The sequence below is a fragment of the Nitrosospira sp. TNL200 genome, from assembly GCF_055386305.1.
In genome coordinates this window covers 3,199,289-3,218,545 of record NZ_AP041003.1, presented here as the reverse complement: position 1 = coordinate 3,218,545, position 19,257 = coordinate 3,199,289, and the positions used below count along the sequence as shown (strand labels likewise).

20 protein-coding genes, 1 tRNA gene and 1 pseudogene are annotated in these 19,257 nt (G+C 58.3%); 6 read left to right on the top strand and 16 right to left on the bottom strand.

All coding sequences use genetic code 11. The features are described 5' to 3' along the window. Nucleotides 1-21: 21 nt before the first annotated feature. From ACZ5CE_RS14555 to thiO, 16 genes are all read right to left on the bottom strand, one after another. Nucleotides 22-774, bottom strand: a complete 753-nt coding sequence (locus ACZ5CE_RS14555) for an arginyltransferase (protein ID WP_464575614.1) — start codon at nt 772-774, stop codon at nt 22-24. Further along, a complete protein-coding gene (gene aat, locus ACZ5CE_RS14550; protein WP_464575613.1) occupies nt 758-1,456 on the bottom strand; it encodes a leucyl/phenylalanyl-tRNA--protein transferase in 699 nt (232 codons plus the stop codon). Before aat ends, ACZ5CE_RS14555 begins: the two co-directional genes overlap by 17 nt. Nucleotides 1,457-1,469: 13 nt before the next feature. Continuing rightward, nucleotides 1,470-2,144: a 7-cyano-7-deazaguanine synthase QueC gene (gene queC / locus ACZ5CE_RS14545; protein WP_464575612.1), complete on the bottom strand. Its 675-nt coding sequence runs from the start codon at nt 2,142-2,144 to the stop codon at nt 1,470-1,472. 77 nt (nt 2,145-2,221) lie between these two features. After that, a complete protein-coding gene (queE, locus tag ACZ5CE_RS14540; RefSeq protein WP_464575611.1) occupies nt 2,222-2,878 on the bottom strand; it encodes a 7-carboxy-7-deazaguanine synthase QueE in 657 nt (218 codons plus the stop codon). Between the two features lie 102 nt (nt 2,879-2,980). Next, nucleotides 2,981-3,847: a tol-pal system protein YbgF gene (gene ybgF, locus ACZ5CE_RS14535; RefSeq protein WP_464575609.1), complete on the bottom strand. Its 867-nt coding sequence runs from the start codon at nt 3,845-3,847 to the stop codon at nt 2,981-2,983. 3 nt (nt 3,848-3,850) lie between these two features. Then, complete coding sequence (gene pal / locus ACZ5CE_RS14530) at nt 3,851-4,369, bottom strand: peptidoglycan-associated lipoprotein Pal (protein WP_464575608.1); 519 nt, start codon at nt 4,367-4,369, stop codon at nt 3,851-3,853. Between the two features lie 40 nt (nt 4,370-4,409). Continuing rightward, nucleotides 4,410-5,708, bottom strand: coding sequence for a Tol-Pal system beta propeller repeat protein TolB (gene tolB / locus ACZ5CE_RS14525; protein ID WP_464575607.1), 1,299 nt, complete (start codon nt 5,706-5,708; stop codon nt 4,410-4,412). Nucleotides 5,709-5,757: 49 nt separating this feature from the next. Beyond that, nucleotides 5,758-6,630: an energy transducer TonB gene (locus tag ACZ5CE_RS14520; protein ID WP_464575605.1), complete on the bottom strand. Its 873-nt coding sequence runs from the start codon at nt 6,628-6,630 to the stop codon at nt 5,758-5,760. 26 nt (nt 6,631-6,656) lie between these two features. Further along, nucleotides 6,657-7,073: a protein TolR gene (gene tolR, locus ACZ5CE_RS14515; protein WP_464577543.1), complete on the bottom strand. Its 417-nt coding sequence runs from the start codon at nt 7,071-7,073 to the stop codon at nt 6,657-6,659. A gap of 69 nt (nt 7,074-7,142) precedes the next feature. Next, nucleotides 7,143-7,829, bottom strand: a complete 687-nt coding sequence (gene tolQ, locus ACZ5CE_RS14510; RefSeq protein ID WP_464575604.1) for a protein TolQ — start codon at nt 7,827-7,829, stop codon at nt 7,143-7,145. Further along, nucleotides 7,826-8,266 (bottom strand): tol-pal system-associated acyl-CoA thioesterase, encoded by a 441-nt coding sequence (gene ybgC, locus ACZ5CE_RS14505; protein ID WP_464575603.1) that lies wholly within the window; start codon nt 8,264-8,266, stop codon nt 7,826-7,828. The genes tolQ and ybgC overlap by 4 nt, the downstream gene beginning before the upstream one ends. Before the next feature lie 91 nt (nt 8,267-8,357). Then, nucleotides 8,358-9,422 carry a Holliday junction branch migration DNA helicase RuvB gene (gene ruvB / locus ACZ5CE_RS14500; RefSeq protein WP_464575602.1) on the bottom strand — a complete coding sequence of 355 codons (1,065 nt, stop codon included), beginning with the start codon at nt 9,420-9,422 and terminating at the stop codon, nt 8,358-8,360. A 149-nt stretch (nt 9,423-9,571) separates the two neighbouring features. Beyond that, nucleotides 9,572-10,174 (bottom strand): Holliday junction branch migration protein RuvA, encoded by a 603-nt coding sequence (gene ruvA, locus ACZ5CE_RS14495; RefSeq protein ID WP_464575601.1) that lies wholly within the window; start codon nt 10,172-10,174, stop codon nt 9,572-9,574. After that, nucleotides 10,171-10,689 carry a crossover junction endodeoxyribonuclease RuvC gene (gene ruvC / locus ACZ5CE_RS14490; RefSeq protein ID WP_464577541.1) on the bottom strand — a complete coding sequence of 173 codons (519 nt, stop codon included), beginning with the start codon at nt 10,687-10,689 and terminating at the stop codon, nt 10,171-10,173. The genes ruvA and ruvC overlap by 4 nt, the downstream gene beginning before the upstream one ends. 54 nt (nt 10,690-10,743) lie before the next feature. Next, on the bottom strand, nt 10,744-11,469 hold the full coding sequence (locus tag ACZ5CE_RS14485) for a YebC/PmpR family DNA-binding transcriptional regulator (protein ID WP_464575600.1): 726 nt from the start codon (nt 11,467-11,469) through the stop codon (nt 10,744-10,746). 142 nt (nt 11,470-11,611) lie between these two features. After that, nucleotides 11,612-12,733 (bottom strand): glycine oxidase ThiO, encoded by a 1,122-nt coding sequence (thiO, locus tag ACZ5CE_RS14480; RefSeq protein WP_464575599.1) that lies wholly within the window; start codon nt 12,731-12,733, stop codon nt 11,612-11,614. Nucleotides 12,734-12,881: 148 nt separating this feature from the next. Here thiO and ACZ5CE_RS14475 point away from each other — a divergent pair. From ACZ5CE_RS14475 to ACZ5CE_RS14450, 6 genes and pseudogenes are all read left to right on the top strand, one after another. Then, nucleotides 12,882-12,957, top strand: a tRNA-Lys gene (locus ACZ5CE_RS14475). Between the two features lie 222 nt (nt 12,958-13,179). Next, a complete protein-coding gene (locus ACZ5CE_RS14470; RefSeq protein ID WP_464575598.1) occupies nt 13,180-13,476 on the top strand; it encodes a type I restriction-modification system subunit M N-terminal domain-containing protein in 297 nt (98 codons plus the stop codon). Then, a pseudogene (locus ACZ5CE_RS14465) lies at nt 13,464-13,559 on the top strand (hypothetical protein); the annotation flags it as partial. The gene ACZ5CE_RS14470 and the pseudogene ACZ5CE_RS14465, both read left to right, overlap by 13 nt. After that, on the top strand, nt 13,560-14,813 hold the full coding sequence (locus ACZ5CE_RS14460) for an HsdM family class I SAM-dependent methyltransferase (protein ID WP_464577539.1): 1,254 nt from the start codon (nt 13,560-13,562) through the stop codon (nt 14,811-14,813). After that, the gene (locus tag ACZ5CE_RS14455; protein ID WP_464575597.1) at nt 14,810-16,006 is read left to right on the top strand and encodes a restriction endonuclease subunit S; all 1,197 of its coding nucleotides are present in this window, start codon (nt 14,810-14,812) and stop codon (nt 16,004-16,006) included. Before ACZ5CE_RS14460 ends, ACZ5CE_RS14455 begins: the two co-directional genes overlap by 4 nt. A 3-nt stretch (nt 16,007-16,009) precedes the next feature. Further along, complete coding sequence (locus tag ACZ5CE_RS14450; RefSeq protein ID WP_464575596.1) at nt 16,010-19,228, top strand: type I restriction endonuclease subunit R; 3,219 nt, start codon at nt 16,010-16,012, stop codon at nt 19,226-19,228. Nucleotides 19,229-19,257: the final 29 nt, after the last annotated feature.

The following is a 19,257-nucleotide window of genomic DNA, read 5'->3' as shown; positions in this document are numbered from 1 at the left end:
ACATCGAGTTTCGCGTCCCGGCTAATCCGGCTCGTTCTTATAGCCGGTATCGTCCGGCAACGGCAGCCATTGCCCGTCCATCAAGCCTTGCAGCGGTCCGAATCTCGCCTTATATGCCATTTTCCGGCTGTTCTTGATCCAGTAGCCGAGATAAAGATAGGGCAGGCCCAGCGCACGGCACAAATTTACCTGCCAGAGGATGTTATAGGTCCCATAACTTGCCTGCGGCATGTCGGGATCAAAAAATGTATACACGGAGGATACGCCGTCCGACAATTTATCGATGATGCTGATCATGCGCAGGTGCCGGTTTTCGTGAAACTCGATCAGCTTCGAATCGACATTGCTCGGCAGCAGGAAGTGCCGGTATTGCTCGCGGCTGTCGCGATCCATGCCGCCGCCGCTATGCCGTTTGGCCTGGTAGCGCAGATAGAGCGCGTAATGCTCGGGGTGATAATACAGATCGTGCTGCGTGGCGGTCAAATACTGATGCCGATTCCAGGAGCGGCGTTGCGTACGCCTGAGAACCATCTCATCCACCACGAGCCGCACCGGTACGCAAGCGCGGCAATCGTCGCAATAAGGCCGGTAGGTAAATGCCCCGCTCCGGCGGAACCCGGCCTGGACCAGTTCACCATATACGCTGGTATCGATCAGATGGCTAGGCGTCGCCACCTGGGAACGCGCTAATCGCTCGGGCAAATAGCTGCACGGATAAGACGCCGTCGTATAAAACTGCAGCACCGATGAAGGAATATCATTCAGCTGGCTCATTATCGAAACACCATTTTTCCGCCCGGGCCGGATAGTTTACCAATTCTTTCAGCCGTTGACTAAATTCCTCTCGCGCTATTTCCGTCGCTCCAAGCGAGGCGAGATGGGCAGTTTTCATCTGGCAGTCGATCATGCCAAAGCCCCATCGTTGCAATTGTCGAGCCAGGTGCACCAGGGCTATCTTGGAGGTGTCTGGCACGCGGGAAAACATGGATTCCCCGAAAAATGCCCGTCCCTGCGCAATTCCGTACAGCCCTCCGGCAAGTTCGCCGCCGATCCAGATTTCAACAGAATGCGCACTCCCCATTTCATGCAGCGTGGAATACGCTGAAACCATCTCCGGGTGAATCCAGGTCCCCACCTGCTTCCGCCGGGGCGCGCCGCATGCCTCCATTACCTCCCTGAAGGCACTGTCGACACGAACTTCATATCCGCCTTTCGTCAAAATTTTTCGCAAAGACCGGGATATCTTGATTTGATCCGGAAACAGCACCATGCGCGGGTCAGGACTCCACCATAACACCGGTTCGCCACTGTTGAACCATGGGAAAATTCCCGAGCGATAAGCTTCGATCAACCGTTGGGGAGAAAGATCCCCGCCGGCGGCAAGAAGCCCGTTAGGCTCTCTCAATGCCGCGTGGAGCGGCGGAAAGCGGGATGCGGGATCGAGCCAGGGAATCATGTCGCGCGACAGGCTATGTCTTATAGCGTGTCACGTCCGGCACGCCAGCCGACTCGAAGCCTGCTCGGCGCAGCCTGCAGGAATCGCATACGCCGCACGCAAGCCCGGATTCATCCGCCTGGTAACAGGAAACGGTCATGCTGTAATCCAGGCCTAGCAGCATGCCTTGGCGAATAATCTCGGCTTTCGGCAGGTTGATCAGCGGAGCATGTATTTTCAACCTGGCGCCATCAATCGCTGCTTTCGTCGCCAGATTCGCCATTTGCTCGAAGGCTGCGATATATCCAGGACGGCAATCCGGGTAGCCCGAATAATCCACGGCGTTCACGCCGATGAAAATATCGTGGCTTTGCAGCGTTTCCGCCCAGGCCAGCGCAATAGACAACATGATGGTGTTGCGCGCGGGCACATAAGTGGCCGGAATGCCTGCATCCGCTCCTTCCACCGGTATGGCGGCCGACTTGTCGGTCAGCGCCGATCCGCCGAATGCGCTCAGATCCACCTTGATGATCTTGTGATCCCGAATCCCGATAGCTTGGGCAAGTTTACGGGCTGCCGCCAGTTCGGAATCGTGCCGCTGGCCGTAATCGATGCTCAATGCGTGGCATTCATAATTCCTGCCGCGAGCGATGGCCAGCGTCGTGGCGGAATCCAGCCCGCCGGATAGAAGCACCACCGCTTTCATCATGATGTCATTGCACTGATACATCAGTCAAGGAAGCGTTGAATCTGGAAAATGGAAAGATGGGTCTGCGCTGCTACTCATCAACGTCCCCGTGCTTCCCCCCATATCAATTTATGCAATTGCAACTGCATGCGCACCGGCAGCCGGTCGCGCAATATCCATCCCGCCAGCGCTTCGCGGGAGAGAACCTCATGCACGGGTGAAAACAGGACGGGACAAATCTGATCGAGCCGGCTGGTGCGCAATGTCTCGACCGCCCATAGATAATCCGCTTCATTGCACAATACAAATTTGACTTCGTCATGCGAAGTCAGATAATCGAGATTGGACCACCGGTTTTTTCCAGCCTCGCCCGACCCTGGGGTTTTTATGTCGAGAATTTTTGAAACACGCTTGTCCACGCCCGCTACATCGATCGCTCCGCTCGTTTCGAGCGATACCGAATAACCCGCATCGCACAATGCCCTGAGCAGATCCAGGCATTCCTTTTGCGCCAGAGGCTCCCCGCCGGTGACGGTGACATGGTGAGCTGCATAGCCGGCAACCTCCGTAATGATGGCTAAGATCGATAAGCGGCTGCCGCCGTGAAAAGCGTACTCGGTATCGCAATAGCCGCACCGCAAGGGGCACCCCGTAAGGCGGATGAACACCGTGGGCAACCCTACCCGGCTGGTTTCCCCTTGCAGGGAGAAGAAAATCTCGCTGATACGCAAAGTTCCTGAAACGGAAGATTGCATGGGTTCAAATGGCGGGGCTGAAGAAATGGCTGTTTGCTATTCTAGATCGGAGAACAAGGAATCCACACTCATTTTTCTGGAGGCTTGCCTCGATTATCTCGGCTATCTTCTGTTGGCTAGCCGCTGCCTGGCTCTTCCCGCCGCGTCGCTGCCCGGATATCGGGCAATGAGCGCATCCAGAGTTTTTTTTGCCCCCGCCTTGTTATTCATTTCCTGCTGGCTGCTGGCAATGTTGAGCATGGCATCCGGAGCCTTGGAGCTGTCGGGAAAGATTTTGATCAGTTTTTCCTGCGTGCTGATAGCGCTCCTGAAGTCACGCAGGGCATAATAGGAATTGCCGATCCAGTAATGGGCGCTGGGAGCGAAGCTGGACCCGGGATAGTTTTTTATAAACTGGTTGAAATGGGAAATGGCTTCCTTATATTTGCCTATCTTGAATAAATCATATGCAGCGTCATAGGCGCGGCTGTCACCGCCATCGGAAGCCGGGGGAATGGATATCGGCGCTGCCGCAGAAGGGGCGGGCGTCTGCGCCTCCGGAACCTCATCCGGTTCGGAAGTGCCGGCGGCTTCGCTTGCATAGTGAGGCGAAGCCGCAGATCCGGATGCCACAGGCTCCTCCCGACGCTCCATCCGCCTCAGCCGGGTATCCAGATCGATATAAAAATCCTTCTGCCGTTTCTGGATGGAATCGTTTTCATTGCTCAGCACTTCGATCTGGCCCTGCAGCCTGTTCAGATCGACGCGAAGGCCTTCAATCTGATTTTGCAGTTCCAGCGCGGGTTGGTCGGCGAGCGCGCCTTCCACTTTTACCGTGCGCGCTTCCAGGGCCTGCGCCTGGTTTCGCATTTCCGTGATCACCTGTTGCTGGGCGGCGATCAGTCTGCGCGCTTCCTCGTCATCGAACATGCCGGCGTAGCTTGCGCTACTGCCAACCACCAGCACCAACCAGAAAGCACGCAATTGCATGGCTTACTCGCCCTGATAGCGTATATCTGCACGCCGGTTTTCGGCCCAGGAAGACTCATCGTGGCCGGTTGCCCTGGGTTTTTCCTCGCCCAGGCTCACGGACTCGATCTGTGTTTCCCGCGCGCCGGACAACGTCAAGGCATGCTTCACGGCATCGGCCCGGCGCTGCCCCAGGGCGAGGTTATACTCGCGGCTGCCGCGTTCGTCGGTGTTGCCCTGCAATAGTACCCTGGCGTTGGAATTGTCGCGCAAATATTGGGCATGGGCCACAACCAGGGATCTGTATTCGTCTTTCACGACGTAGCTGTCGAAATCAAAATAAACGCTGCGCCTGGACAGGATATTATTCGGATCGGTCAGAGGATTGAGAGAGGGAGACGTTGTTGTTCCCGCACTGCTGCTGCCGCTTTCTGCGGGCGCGGCACCGACCGATTTGTCTTCTACCTCGGCGGATGGCTTGGTGGTCTGGCTGGCGCATGCCGACAATAAACTGATCAATAGCACGCCAAGGAATTTCTTCATGTTTGTTCCTTTAGAATGTTGGCAAAAAAAGTATCCGGATTTATCGCAGTTTTGGCAAAGGCCCCCACGCGGGTTCCCTTACATCGCCCGTCTGGGTAGAAAGTTGTTGTCTCGTTCTGCCGTCACTTGATACAGCTGATAATATACCACGGCCCCCTACTTCAGTTGCATAAAGGATCATTTTGCCGTTGGGGGCATAACTGGGCGATTCGTCAAATTGCGAATCGGTAAGCAGTTGCACCTGGTTGGTTGCCAGATCCTGTATCGCGACGTTGAATCTGCCGCCACTGCGATGGATGAAGGTGAAGCGTTTGCCGTCGGGGCTGTAATGCGGGCTCACGTTATAGCTGCCCTCGAAAGTGAGGCGCTCCGCCGTGCGGGAAGTCTGCCCGGATACCGGCATGCGATAGATCTGCGGCGTGCCGCCGCGGTCGGATGTAAAAATGATATGTTTCCCATCCGGAGAAAAACTGGGTTCCGTATCGATTCCGGGACTCTGGGTAAGTCTTTGCAGGCCTCCCCCGTCGCTATTGACGAGAAAGATCTGCGAACCTCCCATCAGAGAAAGCACGACAGCAAGTTTTTTCCCGTCGGGCGACCATGCGGGGGCGCTGTTGCTGCCCCTGAAGTTGGCAACTGCCTTGCGCGTGCGCGTGGCAAGTGTTTGCACATAGACCACGGGCTTCCTGTTCTCGAAAGATACATAGGCGAGTTGTGTTCCGTCCGGCGACCATGAGGGAGAGATGATCGGCTCGGTGTATTCGATTACGGACTGGGCATTGAAGCCATCCGCGTCTGCCACCTGAAGCGCATATTTCTTTCCCTGCTTCACAATATAGGCTATGCGGGTGCTGAACACGCCCACGTCGCCGGTCAGCTTTTCATAGATCATATCGGCGATGCGGTGGGCCGCCGCCCGCAATTGCCCGGCAGGCACCGTTTCGCTATAGCTGGCCAGTCGCGCCTGCCTTGCCACGTCCAGCAGGGTGATGCGTATGGCCACTTGTCCACCGGGAAGGGCGACAGTGCTGCCGATAACCAGCGCACCGGCACCGCGGCCGATCCAGTCCGGGTACGACACCTGGGTAGGCTCGTGCGGCGTCAGGCCGGTGGTATCGACCAGCCGGAACAGGCCGCTGCGCTGCAAATCGGCGGCCACAACCGGAGTAACGCCTTGCGCCAGCTTTTCTTCCGCGGCGAAAGGAACGATGGCGATAGGAATCTGCGTTGCGCCTCCTCCAAAAATCTCGATATCGAGCGCAGCCTGCAAGGGGGACGAACTGATCAGCCAGAAGAGCAGGGCAAGAGCTTGGGGAAAGCGGCGCGGATGAATCCACATGGACATAATTCTCGGCAAATTTCGCAGAATATACTGGAGATTATAACAGTCATTCACGATAATGCACCCTCAGGTTCAAGTTGCGGAATTTCGGAAACAACGCGGGATCGGGCGGTACGGGCAGGGGTTTGGACAAAAAAATCGCCCGCTCCACGGCCTCGTCGAAACCAGCATGGCCGCTGCTACTGCGTAATCTCGCATCGAGAATATCCCCGCCCGGAAGCAGGGTCACATCAAATTCCGCAACGGGATTCCCCGGCAGATCAGGCGGCATGATGATGTTTCTCTTGATCTTGGCGAGAATCCTGGCCTTGTATTCGGCTATCTCGCTGGACAGCCGCGACTGGGCGGCTGCCTGCGCCTGCAGCTTTTCCTCTGCTTCCTCTTCCCGCCTCAGCCGCTCTACCTCGGCGGCTACTCTTGCTTGCTGCTCCTTCGCTTTCAGCTCTTTCTCTTCCTTTTCCTTTTGCGCCCTGAGCTCCTTCTCTATCCGCTCCTTCTGATCTTTCTCCGCGAACTGCCTGGTTTCCGGGGACTTCTTTTCCACCGGCTTGGGTTTCTCGATTTTTTCCTCGACCGCGATCTCCGGTTTTGGAGGCGGCGGAGGCGGGGGAGCCTCTTTTACCTGGGGCGGCGGTTCAGCCGGCTTGGGCGCGGGCGGCGGCGGCACGGGTTTGGCAGGCGGCTGGACAGGCGGAACGGGCCGGGGAGGCGGAGCGGGCTGAGGGCGCGGAGCAGGCTGGGGGGGCGGAGGCAGGCTGCTCCATAAATCGACCATCATATTTTCGGGCGGATAAGTCCTCCAGTTAAAACCGAAGATCAGAAACCCCAGGAAAAGCAAATGCACCAGCACCGCCAGGATGCCAGCCGGCACCAATCCTGGTTCGACATGCGAAGGATCTCGCAGCGCAGCGGCTCTCATTTTGTCTTCATATGAGGCGTGCGCCTTTATTTTGGTCTGGCCAGCAGCCCTACCTTCTTCACCTGCTGCTGTTGCAGTACATCCATCACGTTTATTACTTCCTCATATTTCACATCCTTGTCCGCCGCAATGACGACCGGCTGTTCCGCATTTTGCGACTGTTTGCGCTTGATCGCCTCGACCAGCTCCTTGCGGTCGATCTTTTGTTCGCCCTCCGTGCCGGAACGGTCATGCAACGTGAGGCTGCCGTTTGCCTTGATCACGATTTCGAGCGGTGCTACCGGCGGCGCCAGGGACTTGCCGATCTGCGGCAATTCAATCTGGCCGGGGGTGATCAGCGGTGCGGTTATCATGAAGATCACGAGCAGCACCAGCATGACGTCGATATAGGGAACGACGTTGATTTCGTTTATCAGGCGGCGTTTGGCGCGTCGCTCAGCCATGGCGCCCTTCCCTGCTTTCATCGCTTTGACTATCCAGGGAATATCCTTCCAGTGAAATCATCTTCATTTTCATCCGGTCGCCTGGCGCTGCAGTACGTTGGACAATTCCTCCATGAAGCTTTCGAAGCGCGTGGCCAGGCGGTCTATGCTGTTGGCGTAGCGGTTATAGGCAATCACCGCCGGTATTGCCGCGAACAGCCCCATGGCGGTGGCGATCAACGCCTCGGCAATTCCCGGCGCGACGTGGGCAATGGTGGCCTGGTTCACGTTGGAGAGGCCGCGGAAAGAATTCATGATCCCCCATACGGTCCCGAACAACCCGATATAAGGACTGACCGACCCCACCGTGGCAAGAAAGGAAAGATGCGATTCGAGGTTGTCCATCTCGCGCTGGTATGTCGCGCGCATGGCCCGGCGGGTGCCGTCCATCACCGTGCTGATATCCATGCCCGGCTGGCGTTTGTGCTTGATGAATTCCCGGAAACCCGCTTCAAAAATTCGTTCCATGCTTCCCGCCGTATGGCGGGAAGCGGCAGCGCTTTGATACAGCGCGTTGAGATCCGGCCCCTTCCAGAAAATGTTTTCAAACTCGTCGCTCTGCCGTATCGCCTGCCTGATCACGAACAGCTTGCGAAAGATATACCACCACGACAGAAAGGATGTCAGCAGCAGCAGCAGCATCACCAGCTGCACCGGCAGGCTTGCGCTGCCGATGAGGTGGAACAGGGACAAGTCCTGTATGATGGTCGCGTTCATGGATGCTTTCCAATGGCATGGCCGATCTGGTGGCGCAGCGGCACGGGAAAGCTGGCGGGCTTGAGGCTTTCCGTCCCCACGCAAACTGCATGGACTGTTGCGCGGGCAAGTACGATGGAGTCCCGCAGCACTTGCTGCGCGAACGCTATCCGGCTTCTGCCCAATTCGACAGGCTGGACCGAGACATGCAGCAGATCGTCCAGCACGGCTGGTTTGAAGTATTCAATATCGAGCGAACGTATCATGAAAATTACCTTGTAAGTTTGAATCAGGGAATGAATATCAAACCCCAGCTCCCGCAACCACTCGTAGCGCGCACGCTCCAGGAAATCGAGATAGGTTGAATGATAAACCACTCCACCCGCATCGGTGTCCTGATAATACACCCGTACGGGCAGCGTAAAAATTGTGCCGGGGGGAGAGCTGGGCGAATCCATTTTTATTATTTTTAATGTTTTCGATTACGAAGGGCTAATCAGGGAAGCGCTTCCCTGGGTTGGCATGCCGGATATCGGAGTCTCAGTGGTTTCAGTGGCTTTCTTCCCATAATTCCCGGCTCAGGTCCGCGTTCAGTCCGCCGAGGCCGTTTTTTGGAAGCGGCAGGCCAAAATGCTGATAACTGACGGAGGTTGCCATTCGCCCGCGCGGCGTGCGTTTCAGGTAACCCTGCTGGATCAGGTAGGGTTCCAGCACGTCTTCGATGGTTCCTCGCTCCTCGCTGATGGCTGCGGCAAGATTATCCACGCCTACGGGGCCGCCGCCGAATTTTTCCAGTACCGCAAGCAGCAGCTTTCTGTCCATTACATCGAGGCCGAGTATATCCACATCCAGCATGATGAGTGCATCATCCGCTACAGGACGGGTGATGCGCCCATCGGCTTTGACTTCGGCGAAATCCCGCACCCGCCGCAGCAGGCGGTTGACTATGCGGGGAGTGCCGCGAGAGCGGCGGGCAATCTCCATTGCCCCGTCCGGGCTGATTTCCGCATTCAACAGGCCGGCGGATCGGGTAACGATCCGGGTCAGCTCTTCCACCGAATAGAATTCGAGCCGCGAGATGATGCCGAAGCGATCCCGCAACGGATTGGTGAGCATTCCCGCGCGCGTGGTAGCCCCCACCAGGGTGAACGGCGGCAGATCGAGCTTGACCGAGCGCGCAGCCGGGCCTTCGCCTATCATGATATCCAGCTGATAGTCCTCCAGCGCCGGGTAAAGAATCTCCTCCACCACGGGGGACAGGCGATGGATCTCGTCTATGAACAGGACATCGTTGGGTTCGAGGTTGGTCAGCAGCGCGGCCAGGTCGCCCGGGCGCTCCAATACCGGCCCGGAGGTATGGCGCAGGCTGACACCCATCTCGCGGGCTATGATGTGGGCGAGCGTCGTCTTGCCCAAACCGGGCGGACCGAACAGCAGCACATGATCCAGCGCTTCCCTTCGGCGCCGTGCGGCTTCAATGAAGATCTGCAGCTGGCCGCGAATTTTTTCCTGGCCGACATATTCGTCCAGGTGCTGGGGACGCAAGGCACGCTCCAGCTCTTCTTCCTTGAAAGAAACTGGCGTGGAGGTGATTAATCGATCGGTTTCAATCATTCAGTAATGCGCCACTCTCCTATGACAGCATGACGGTACGTGCCAATATGCAAACGTGCAAACGTACAAAAGCAAGGAGCGGCGGGTCGCAAGCAAATGAGCGGGAACTTTTGACTGTTTCTCAGCCTGTTTGCCTGTTTGCATGGTTCTTATTTGTCCACCTTGTCCCTGGACAGAAGCTTCAACGCCTGGCGGATGCCGTCGGATACCGCAATATCGGGGGCGAGTTGCCTGACAGCCCAGTTTGCCTCCCGGTCATTATACCCCAGGGACAACAGCGCATTCAGCACATCGCTGCCGCCTCTTGCATCCGGCGTGGCACCCGCAGCGTTCGCTATGCCGGTCAGCGGCAGGTTGAGCTTGTCGCGCAATTCCAGCAGCAGGCGCTCCGCTGTTTTTTTTCCTATGCCCGGGATTCTGACGAGGCGCGCGCTATCCTGGGAAGTCACCGCATGGTGCAGGTCCGAAACGCTCAAGCCGGACAATAGAGCAAGAGCGGTTCTTGCCCCTACTCCGGAGATTTTCACAAGTTGGCGAAAGGCCTGCCGCTCTGCATCGGTTGCAAACCCGAAAAGCAGATGCGCATCCTCGCGCACCACCAGATGGGTATGCAGCATCACCTGCGCACCGACGGCGGGCAGGTTGTAGAAGGTGCTCATCGGCACGTCCACCTCGTACCCCACCCCCTGCACGTCGATCAGGACCAGCGGCGGGAGTTTTTCCAGAAGCTTGCCGGTAATCCTGCCGATCATACCAGCCGTCCCCGCTTCATGCGGTAGCCAGCGGTGGAAATCCCGCCCAGCCCCAGTCCCCCGTGAGCGTGGCAGATGGCGCAGGCAAGCGCATCCGCGGCATCCGCGCTGGGGTTTCCGGCAAGCTGCAATAGCCTTCTGACCATTTCCTGCACCTGTTCCTTTCTTGCATGGCCCCTGCCCACCACCGCCTGCTTGATCTGCAGCGCCGTATATTCGGCGACAACGAGATTGTTCAGGACAGCGGTGCAAACCGCGGCGCCGCGCGCCTGCCCCAGCATGAGCGTGGATTTCGGATTGACATTGACGAATACCTGCTCCACGGCGACCTGGTCGGGGCGATGTTCGGTAATCACCTCGTTCAGGTGATCCATGATGGATTTCAGGCGCAGCGGCAACTCGCCATCCACGGTCTTGATGCATCCGCTGCTGATGTATGTCAGCTTGCCGCCGTTGATTTCGATGACTCCGAAGCCGGTGATGCGCAGGCCAGGGTCTATGCCAAGGATGCGGATTTTCCTGCCCTTCTCGTCTTTCCCATCTTTCCTGTTTCGGGTGTCCCGAAAAAGCTATTCATCGATTACCGCGGTAGTGTAAACCTCTTGCACATCGTCTATATTTTCCAGCGCATCCAGCAATTTTTGCATTTTTGCCGCTTCGTCTCCCGCGAGGAGCGTTTCGCTAGCCGGTTTCATTGTTACTTCGCCCAATTCCGCCTTGAAGCCGGCCTTGTCCAGCGCAGCCCTGATTTCGACAAACTCATATGGTGCCGTAATCACTTCAATGCTTTTGTCGTTATTGGTGACGATGTCCTCCGCGCCTGCTTCCAGCGCTGCCTCCATCAATTTGTTTTCATCCGTTCCCGGGGGAAACAGCAACTGGCCGCAATGCTTGAACAGGAAGGCCACCGAGCCATCGGTCCCCAGATTGCCGCCATACTTGGTGAATGCGTGGCGCACATCCGCGACCGTCCGCACCCGGTTGTCGGTCATGCAGTCGACCAGCACCGCCGCCCCGGCAATTCCGTAGCCCTCGTAGCGCACTTCCTCATAATTCACCCCTTCAAGGTCTCCGCTGCCCCGCTTGATCGCCCGTTCGACGTTGTCCTTGGGCATGTTTTGCTCGTAGGCCTTGTCCACCGCCAGCCGCAACCGGGGGTTGCTGTAGGGATCGCCGCCACCCATCCGGGCAGCCACGGTAATTTCCTTGATGAGCCGGGTGAAAATCTTCCCCCGTTTCGCATCCTGCGCCGCTTTTTTGTGCTTGATATTAGCCCACTTGCTATGACCAGCCATGATGCCTTTGTCCTTTACTTTGCTCTCTATTAAGGTAGTGCAATGGTATCATCCTGTCTCTGCAGGATAAAGCCGCAGGATGAAGCCTGCGGTGGTAGTGCTCGCTGCGGCCGCATCGAAATGATGCAGAGAGCAACGATGTTCACGCGGGCCATCTGTATGGCATGACATCCAGCGGCTGGGGCTGGCCAAGTATCATGTTGCCCAGAATAAGAGCGCTGCCGGGCGCCATGGTCACCCCATAGCGATAATGGCCGCTGTTGAGATAAAGGTTTCCGATATCCGGGTGGCGATCGATGACGGGAATATTACCGGGTGAGCCCGGACGCAATCCTGCCCAGTGACTTGCCAGCGTGTCCTCCGCCAGGGCGGCCAGAAGCGCATGCGCTTTTGCCAGCAGCGCCTCCCTGGCTTCACTGGTAGCCTCCCTGTTGAAGCCGGCCTCCTCCACTGTGCTGCCGGCGAGAATGTGACCGTCCCGGCGCGGTATCAGGTAAAAATCCTCCCGCTCCCGCAGCACGATAGGCGAAAGCATGCCGGGCGGCAGCTTGAACAGCAGAATCTGTCCGCGCACCGGCCGGATTTCGAGCTTCGATCCATATTCCCGCAGAAGCTGGCGGCTCCAGGCGCCAGCGGTGACGATGTAGCAGGCCGCGCTGTATTCATCGCCGCCGCTGGTGCGTATCGACCGAACCCGTCCACGCTCCACCTTCCAGTCCGTCACCTCCGTATTTTCGATGATGGCGGCGCCGTCCGAGCGCGTGATGGATGCGATGAGCGCTTGCAGCAGGCGGGGATTGCGCACCTGGCTGGTTTCGGGCAGCCAGAGCGCTTCTTCGTTGCACGCGAGCGCTGGCGCAATTTCATGAGAGCGCACCCTTTGCAGGGCAAGCGCGTGGCGCGCGCACCAGGCTTCAGCGCTGTCGCGCTGATAGCGGGCTTCGTCATGTTCTGGCGGCAGCGTGGAAGAATCGGGCAGCACCAGCATGCCACTGGCCTGGTATTCGGGATCGATCCCGGTCTGTTGCCGTAGCGTTTCGATGAATCCGGGATAGAGCTTGTTGCTTAACTGCGTGAGGCGGGTTACCGGTTCGGTATAATTCCAGGGCAGCAGCGGCGAGAGTATGCCGGCACCCGCCCATGACGCTTCGCGTCCGCAATGGCCGCGCTCCAGTATGGTTACCGCCATCTCCGATTGCAGCAGCCGGTGGGCCGCCGCCAGCCCGGCGATTCCTCCCCCTATCACAATGGCATCTGTATTCAAACTGAACGCCCATCAGCAGTCGATTAAATTCGGGATTCTGGGGCTAAACCTGCTTTGGAGCAATGCGATGGCGGGAAATACCTGATCGGAATGACTTTGATATCGGGGGATGAGCCGGTATAATGCGTGTCCCTCCGGGTATCCTCTTGGGCCGTTAGCTCAGCCGGTAGAGCAGCGGACTTTTAATCCGTTGGTCGGCAGTTCGAATCTGCCACGGCCTACCAGAAAATCAAGCAGTCAAGAGAGATATTCCTGTAACTCATTTTTGATAGCGGGAGAAATATAGCCGGTTTGTAACCGTGTAACCGCTATTTTAATAAAGACGGAAATAGCCTTGCGGCCGTCCCTACCCGCTTTATTTCCACCTTGCCGGCCTCGCTCTTCGGCCGCTTGATTAACCAGACCTCGCTCGGCTACCGGATCAACCGCAGCATGAGTGTTTGACGATGCGTTGGATAGCCCCTACCGAAAAGGACTCCGCTTCCATCTCGCTCGAAAAGCGCTTGTGGGATGCCGCGGACCAGTTCCGCGCCAATTCCGGTCTCAAGGCGCAGGAATATTCCGGCCCCATTCTCGGCCTCATCTTCCTGCGCTTTGCCGAAGTCCGCTTCACTCTCCAGCGCAGCAGGCTGAAGCTGCCGGCGCATCATCACGACGCGGCAACCGGGTCGATGAACCTGCCGCCTACCACGCCGAAGGCGTCCTCTACCTCGTCCCCGAAGCGCGCTTCGATTATCTGCTGACATTGCCCGAGACTGCCGATATCGGCGCCAGGGTCAATGGCGCGATGCGCGAGATCGAGAAGCACAACCCGCAGCTCGCCGGGGTGCTGCCCAAGACCTACAACCTGTTCACCAGCACCCTGCTCAAGGAGCTGCTGAAGAAGGTGTCCGAAATTCCGGCCAGCGTCGATTTCGACACCTTCGGCCGCATCTATGAATATTTCCTGGGCCAGTTCGCCCGTACCGAAGGGCAGAAGGGTGGCGAGTTCTATACGCCGGGCAGCATCGTCAGGCTGCTGACTGAGGTGGTCGAACCCTTCCACGGCCGTATTCTCGACCCCGCCTGCGGCTCCGGCGGCATGTTCGTGCAGTCGGCGCGCTTCGTCGCCGAGCACCAGAAGAATCCCGCTGCCGAACTCGCCATCTGCGGCGTGGAAAAGACCGACGAAACCGGCCGCCTGTGCCGCCTCAACCTCGCCGTGCATGGGCTGGAGGGCGACATCCGCCACGGCGGCAACGTCAACAGCTACTACGACGACCCGCACGCCGCCACCGGGCAGTTCGACTTCGTCCTCGCCAATCCGCCCTTCAACGTCAACGCGGTGGACAAGGAACGGTTGAAGGACATGGTCGGTCATGATATTTACGGTAATGCCCGTCGCTTTCCCTTCGGCCTGCCGCGCACCGGCAACGCCAACTACTTGTGGATTCAGCTCTTCTATTCGGCGCTCAACTCAACAGGCCGCGCCGGCTTCGTCATGGCCAATTCCGCGTCGGATGCCCGCTCCTCCGAGCAGGAACTGCGGCGGAAGCTGATCGAAGCGCGGGCGGTGGATGTGATGGTCGCCGTCGGCCCCAACATGTTCTACACCGTGACGCTGCCCTGCACGCTGTGGTTCCTCGACAAAGGCAAAGCCAAGACCAAGCGCGCCGACACCGTGCTTTTCATCGACGCCCGCCACATCTACCGGCAAATCGACCGCGCGCACCGCGACTGGACGCCGGCGCAGATCGGTTTCGTCGCCAACCTGGTGCGCCTCTATCGCGGCGAGGCGCTCGACACAAGAGTCGGTACTGGCGAGACGACAGCCAAGCTCAGGGAAGTCTTTGGTGACACGTCGGCCTATCGTGACGTGCCCGGATTATGCAAGGCCGCGACGCTCGCCGACATCGAAGCCCAGGGCTGGTCGCTCAACCCTGGACGCTACGTTGGCGTTGCGGCGGGTGAAGATGTCAGCGACGAGGACTTCAAGGAGCAGCTCGAAACCCTGAATGAGGAACTGGAGTCGCTGAACGCCCAGGCGCGGGAACTGGAGCAGACGATCGCCGTGAATGTGGCGGGGATTTTGAGCGCATGATGATGGGAAGCTGGAGAGAAACCACCCTTGGTGAAGTATGCGACGAAGTAAAGGGGATCATTCAAACCGGCCCGTTTGGATCGCAACTCCATCAGTCAGACTATTCGACGGTTGGAATTCCCGTCGTGATGCCGAAAGACATTATAGAAGGGCGAATAGCCGTTGACACTGTTGCACGCGTTTCGTCTGAGCACGTCGAACGCTTGTATCGGCACAAGCTGCGCAGTGGAGACATCGTCTATGGGCGACGTGGAGATATAGGTCGCCAAGCGCTCGTTAGACCGGAGCAGGCAGGCTGGATGTGCGGTACAGGTTGCCTACGTCTGAGCCTTGGTGACGAAATTCTTGATCCATTTTTTCTCCACTATTACCTCCGACAAGACGACGTGGTGGACTGGATAACAAATCAAGCGGTTGGTGCAACGATGCCCAATCTGAACACTGGAATTCTCCGCAGTGTGCCAGTGAGATTTCCCCCGCTCCCCGTCCAGCAACGCATCGCGGGCCTCCTGTCGGCCTACGATGAACTCATTGAGAACTGCCAGCGGCGGATCAAGATTCTGGAGTCGATGGCCCGCGCCCTCTACCGTGAGTGGTTCGTCCACTTCCGCTTCCCCGGCCACAAAAACCATCCCCGCGTCGCTTCCTCCCTAGGTGAGATTCCGCAGGGGTGGGAGGTGAAGACAGTTAAGGATATTCTCCTCAGGCGACCCGCCGGTACAATGTATCGTGAGGCCGATTTGAACCCGGAAGGCCTCGTTCCGGTTATCGACCAATCCACGAACGAGCTACTTGGCTTTCATGACAACGCACCAGACCATCAAGCGTCTCCAGCATTGCCAATGGCGATCTTTGGTGACCATACTTGCAAAATGCAGCTTCTAATCGAACCATTTTCCGTTGGGCCTAATGTCGTACCTTTCTTGGCGAGTCAAAAAATGCCGACTGCCTATGTTTTCTACGCCGTGTCCAGCCTGGTACAGACTCAGGAATACAAACGACATTGGATACCACTTACCGCCAAGGAAGTTGTTATCGCTGACCAAGTAACTGCGCAGCGATTCGCCTCACTAATTCAGCCAATGTTGGTAGCACAGGAGACGCACAGAAAAGCAATTCGAAACCTTCGCCGCACTCGCGACCTCCTGCTGCCGCGCCTGCTTTCTGGTCAGATCAAGGTCGAGGCTGCCTGAAGCATGAGCGCCCACGCCTACTCCGAAGACCAGCTCGTCGAGCAACCCGCCATCAACCTGCTTGCCTCGCTGGGTTGGAAGACGATGTCGACGCAGGAAGAAACTTTCGGAGTGGGCGGCAACTCAGTTGCCACACTCGGGCGCGAGACCAGGGGCGAGGTGGTGCTGGTGGAGCGCCTGCGTGCGGCGCTTTGCAAATTCAACCCCTCGCTGCCGCCGGAAGCGCTTAGTAATGCCGTTGATGAACTCGCCCGCGACCGCTCGGCGATGAGCCTGGAGGCCGCCAACCGCGAGGTCTATCGGCTGCTCAAGGAAGGCATCACGGTGTCGGTTCCCGACAGCAAACACGGCGGCCAGAAGATCGAACGCCTGCGCGTGGTGGATTGGGAGCACCCGGAGAACAACGACTTTCTGCTGATCAGCCAGTTGAGCATCGTCGGCAGCCTTTATACCTGTCGGCCCGACCTGGTCGGCTTCGTCAATGGCCTGCCCTGGGTGGTGATCGAACTCAAGAAGCCCGGCGTGCCGGCACGGGCCGCCTTTGACGAGAACCTCACGCACTACAGGCAGCAGATTCCGGCGCTGTTCTGGAGCAATGCGCTGCTCATTGCCAGCAACGGCACCGACAGCCGCGTCGGCTCGCTTACCGCCGACTGGGGGCGCTGGGTCGAATGGAAGCGCATCGAGCGCGAAGATGAGCCGCGCCGCGTGTCACTGGAAGTGATGCTGCGCGGCACTTGCGACCCCACCCGCCTGCTCGACCTGGTCGAGAACTTCACGCTGTTCTCTGAACACAAGGCGGATTTGGTCAAGATTCTCGGCCAGAATCACCAGTTCCTCGGCGTCAACAACGCCATCGCCTCGATGCTCGAAGCCCGCAAGCTGGGCCACGGGCGCGGCGGCGTGTTCTGGCAGACCCAGGGCAGCGGCAAGAGCTTTTCGATGGTGTTTTTCGCGCAGAAGGTGCTTCGCAAGCTTGCGGGCAACTGGACGTTTGTGATTGTCACCGACCGCGTCGAGCTGGATGATCAAATCGCCAGGACCTTCAAGGCCACAGGCGCGGTTTCGGAGGCTGAAGGCGATGACTGCCACGCCGCCAGCGGCGCGCACCTGCGCGAGCTGTTGCGGGGAAATCACCGCTATGTCTTTACGCTCGTGCACAAATTCCAGACGCAGGAACTACTCTCCGGCCGTTCGGATGTAATCGTGCTCACCGACGAAGCGCATCGCAGCCAGTACGATACGCTGGCACTGAACATGCGCGCCGCCTTGCCCAGGGCGCTGTTCCTGGCTTTTACCGGTACGCCATTGATTGCGGGGGAAGAACGCACCAGGGAAGTCTTCGGCGACTACGTCTCCATCTACGACTTTCAGCAGTCGGTCGAAGACGGGGCCACCGTGCCGCTATTCTATGAGAACCGCACGCCGGAATTGCAGCTCGTCAATCCCGACCTGAACGATGACATTTACCGCGTGATCGAGGATGCCGAACTCGACGCCGAGCAGGAAGCCAAGCTGGAGAAGGCACTGGGGCGGCAATACCACCTCATCACCCGCGACGACCGGCTGGAAACCGTGGCTCAGGATATTGTGCGTCACTTCCTGGGACGCGGATTTATCGGCAAGGCGATGGTAGTGTCGATCGACAAGGCCACCGCGCTGCGCATGCACGACAAGGTGAAAGCGCATTGGGCAGCGGAAACGGCGCGGGCGCAGAAGGAACTGGGCGAACTGCATTACCGGCCTCACCCGGCCGGACATGGCATGATGCCCGAGCAGGCGCGACGCGACCTGCGCATGGCCGAACTGAGACAGCGGCTGGAGGTGCTGACCAGCACTGACATGGCGGTGATCGTTTCGCCGGGGCAGAACGAGATCCAGCAGATGCAGAAGCTGGGCCTCGACATCGAGCCGCACCGCAAGCGCATGAATCTGTCGTTTTCCTCGGGGCAGCCGGGGCTGGACGAGAAATTCAAGGATGTGGATGACCCGCTGCGCCTGGTTTTTGTCTGCGCCATGTGGCTGACTGGTTTCGACGCGCCGAGCTGCTCGACGGTGTATCTCGACAAGCCGATGCGCAACCACACGCTGATGCAGACCATTGCCCGCGCCAACCGCGTCTTCCCCGGCAAGCACAGCGGCGTGATCGTCGATTACGCCAATGTCTTCGTCTCGCTGGAAAAGGCGCTGGCGATCTACGGGGCAGGCAAGGACGGGAAAAGCCCGGTCAGGAACAAGCAGCAACTGGTGGAGGAACTGCGCGAGTCGGTGGCGGATGCGACTGCCTTCTGCGCCGCTCATGGCGTGATATTGGCCGACATCGAGGCCACGCCAAACGGTGGTATGGAGCGCCTGTCGCGCATCGAGGACGGCATGAACGCACTGATCTCGCCGGACCCGCTGCGTCGCGACTTCTTTGCCCATGAGCGGCTGGTGAGCACACTCTACCGCGCCGTGAAGCCTGATCCTTCAGCATTGGAATTCGCGGGCAAAGTCGCCTGCCTCTCCGCGCTCGCCGATGCCATCCGCGCCAAACTGAACCCGAACCAGCCCAATATCTCCCAGGTGATGGGGCAGATCAACCGCCTGCTCGACGAGTCGATCACCGGCCACGAAATCCGCCAGCAGGGCCCGCCAGCGCTCGACCTTTCCAGGATCAACTTCGAGGCATTGGCCAGACGCTTCGAGAAATCCAGGCACAAAAACACCGACCTCGAAGTGCTCAAGGCAGCGATCCGTTCCCAACTGGAAAAGATGATCCAGTTGAACCGTACCCGTGCCGATTTCGCCGAGAAGTTCGAAGCATTGATCGAAGGCTACAATGCCGGCAGTGCGACCATCGAGGCGCTGTACAACGAACTGCTGAAGCTGAGCAATAGTCTGAACGACGAGCAGCAACGGCATGTGCGCGAAAATATGTCCGAAGAGGAGTTGGTCATTTTTGACATCCTGACTCGACCTGCACCTGAGCTGTCCGGCGAGGAACGCGCCGAGGTAAAGAAGGTCGCGCGGGACTTGTTGACGAAGCTGAAGGGGCTGCTCGTTCTCAACTGGCGGCAGAAATCAACGGCACGCTCGCAACTCAAGCTGACCATTGAAGATACACTCGACTCCGGCCTGCCGCGCGCCTATACCCCGGAATTGTACAACCAGAAGTGCTCGGCAGTGTTCGAGCATGTGTATGAAAGCTACCCTGAGCGGAATGCAGGGGTGTATACGTGATTCAGGTGCGCACCGCCGTGTCAGCAACG

What these genes read in the sequence shown, in the direction of transcription:
- ACZ5CE_RS14555 (WP_464575614.1), bottom strand. Translation starts at nt 774, where the DNA reads ATGAGCCAGCTGAATGATATTCCTTCATCGGTGCTGCAGTTTTATACG.
- aat (WP_464575613.1), bottom strand. Translation starts at nt 1,456, where the DNA reads ATGATTCCCTGGCTCGATCCCGCATCCCGCTTTCCGCCGCTCCACGCG.
- queC (WP_464575612.1), bottom strand. Translation starts at nt 2,144, where the DNA reads ATGATGAAAGCGGTGGTGCTTCTATCCGGCGGGCTGGATTCCGCCACG.
- queE (WP_464575611.1), bottom strand. Translation starts at nt 2,878, where the DNA reads ATGCAATCTTCCGTTTCAGGAACTTTGCGTATCAGCGAGATTTTCTTC.
- ybgF (WP_464575609.1), bottom strand. Translation starts at nt 3,847, where the DNA reads ATGCAATTGCGTGCTTTCTGGTTGGTGCTGGTGGTTGGCAGTAGCGCA.
- pal (WP_464575608.1), bottom strand. Translation starts at nt 4,369, where the DNA reads ATGAAGAAATTCCTTGGCGTGCTATTGATCAGTTTATTGTCGGCATGC.
- tolB (WP_464575607.1), bottom strand. Translation starts at nt 5,708, where the DNA reads ATGTGGATTCATCCGCGCCGCTTTCCCCAAGCTCTTGCCCTGCTCTTC.
- ACZ5CE_RS14520 (WP_464575605.1), bottom strand. Translation starts at nt 6,630, where the DNA reads ATGAGAGCCGCTGCGCTGCGAGATCCTTCGCATGTCGAACCAGGATTG.
- tolR (WP_464577543.1), bottom strand. Translation starts at nt 7,073, where the DNA reads ATGGCTGAGCGACGCGCCAAACGCCGCCTGATAAACGAAATCAACGTC.
- tolQ (WP_464575604.1), bottom strand. Translation starts at nt 7,829, where the DNA reads ATGAACGCGACCATCATACAGGACTTGTCCCTGTTCCACCTCATCGGC.
- ybgC (WP_464575603.1), bottom strand. Translation starts at nt 8,266, where the DNA reads ATGGATTCGCCCAGCTCTCCCCCCGGCACAATTTTTACGCTGCCCGTA.
- ruvB (WP_464575602.1), bottom strand. Translation starts at nt 9,422, where the DNA reads ATGATTGAAACCGATCGATTAATCACCTCCACGCCAGTTTCTTTCAAG.
- ruvA (WP_464575601.1), bottom strand. Translation starts at nt 10,174, where the DNA reads ATGATCGGCAGGATTACCGGCAAGCTTCTGGAAAAACTCCCGCCGCTG.
- ACZ5CE_RS14485 (WP_464575600.1), bottom strand. Translation starts at nt 11,469, where the DNA reads ATGGCTGGTCATAGCAAGTGGGCTAATATCAAGCACAAAAAAGCGGCG.
- ACZ5CE_RS14470 (WP_464575598.1), top strand. Translation starts at nt 13,180, where the DNA reads ATGCGTTGGATAGCCCCTACCGAAAAGGACTCCGCTTCCATCTCGCTC.
- ACZ5CE_RS14455 (WP_464575597.1), top strand. Translation starts at nt 14,810, where the DNA reads ATGATGATGGGAAGCTGGAGAGAAACCACCCTTGGTGAAGTATGCGAC.
- ACZ5CE_RS14450 (WP_464575596.1), top strand. Translation starts at nt 16,010, where the DNA reads ATGAGCGCCCACGCCTACTCCGAAGACCAGCTCGTCGAGCAACCCGCC.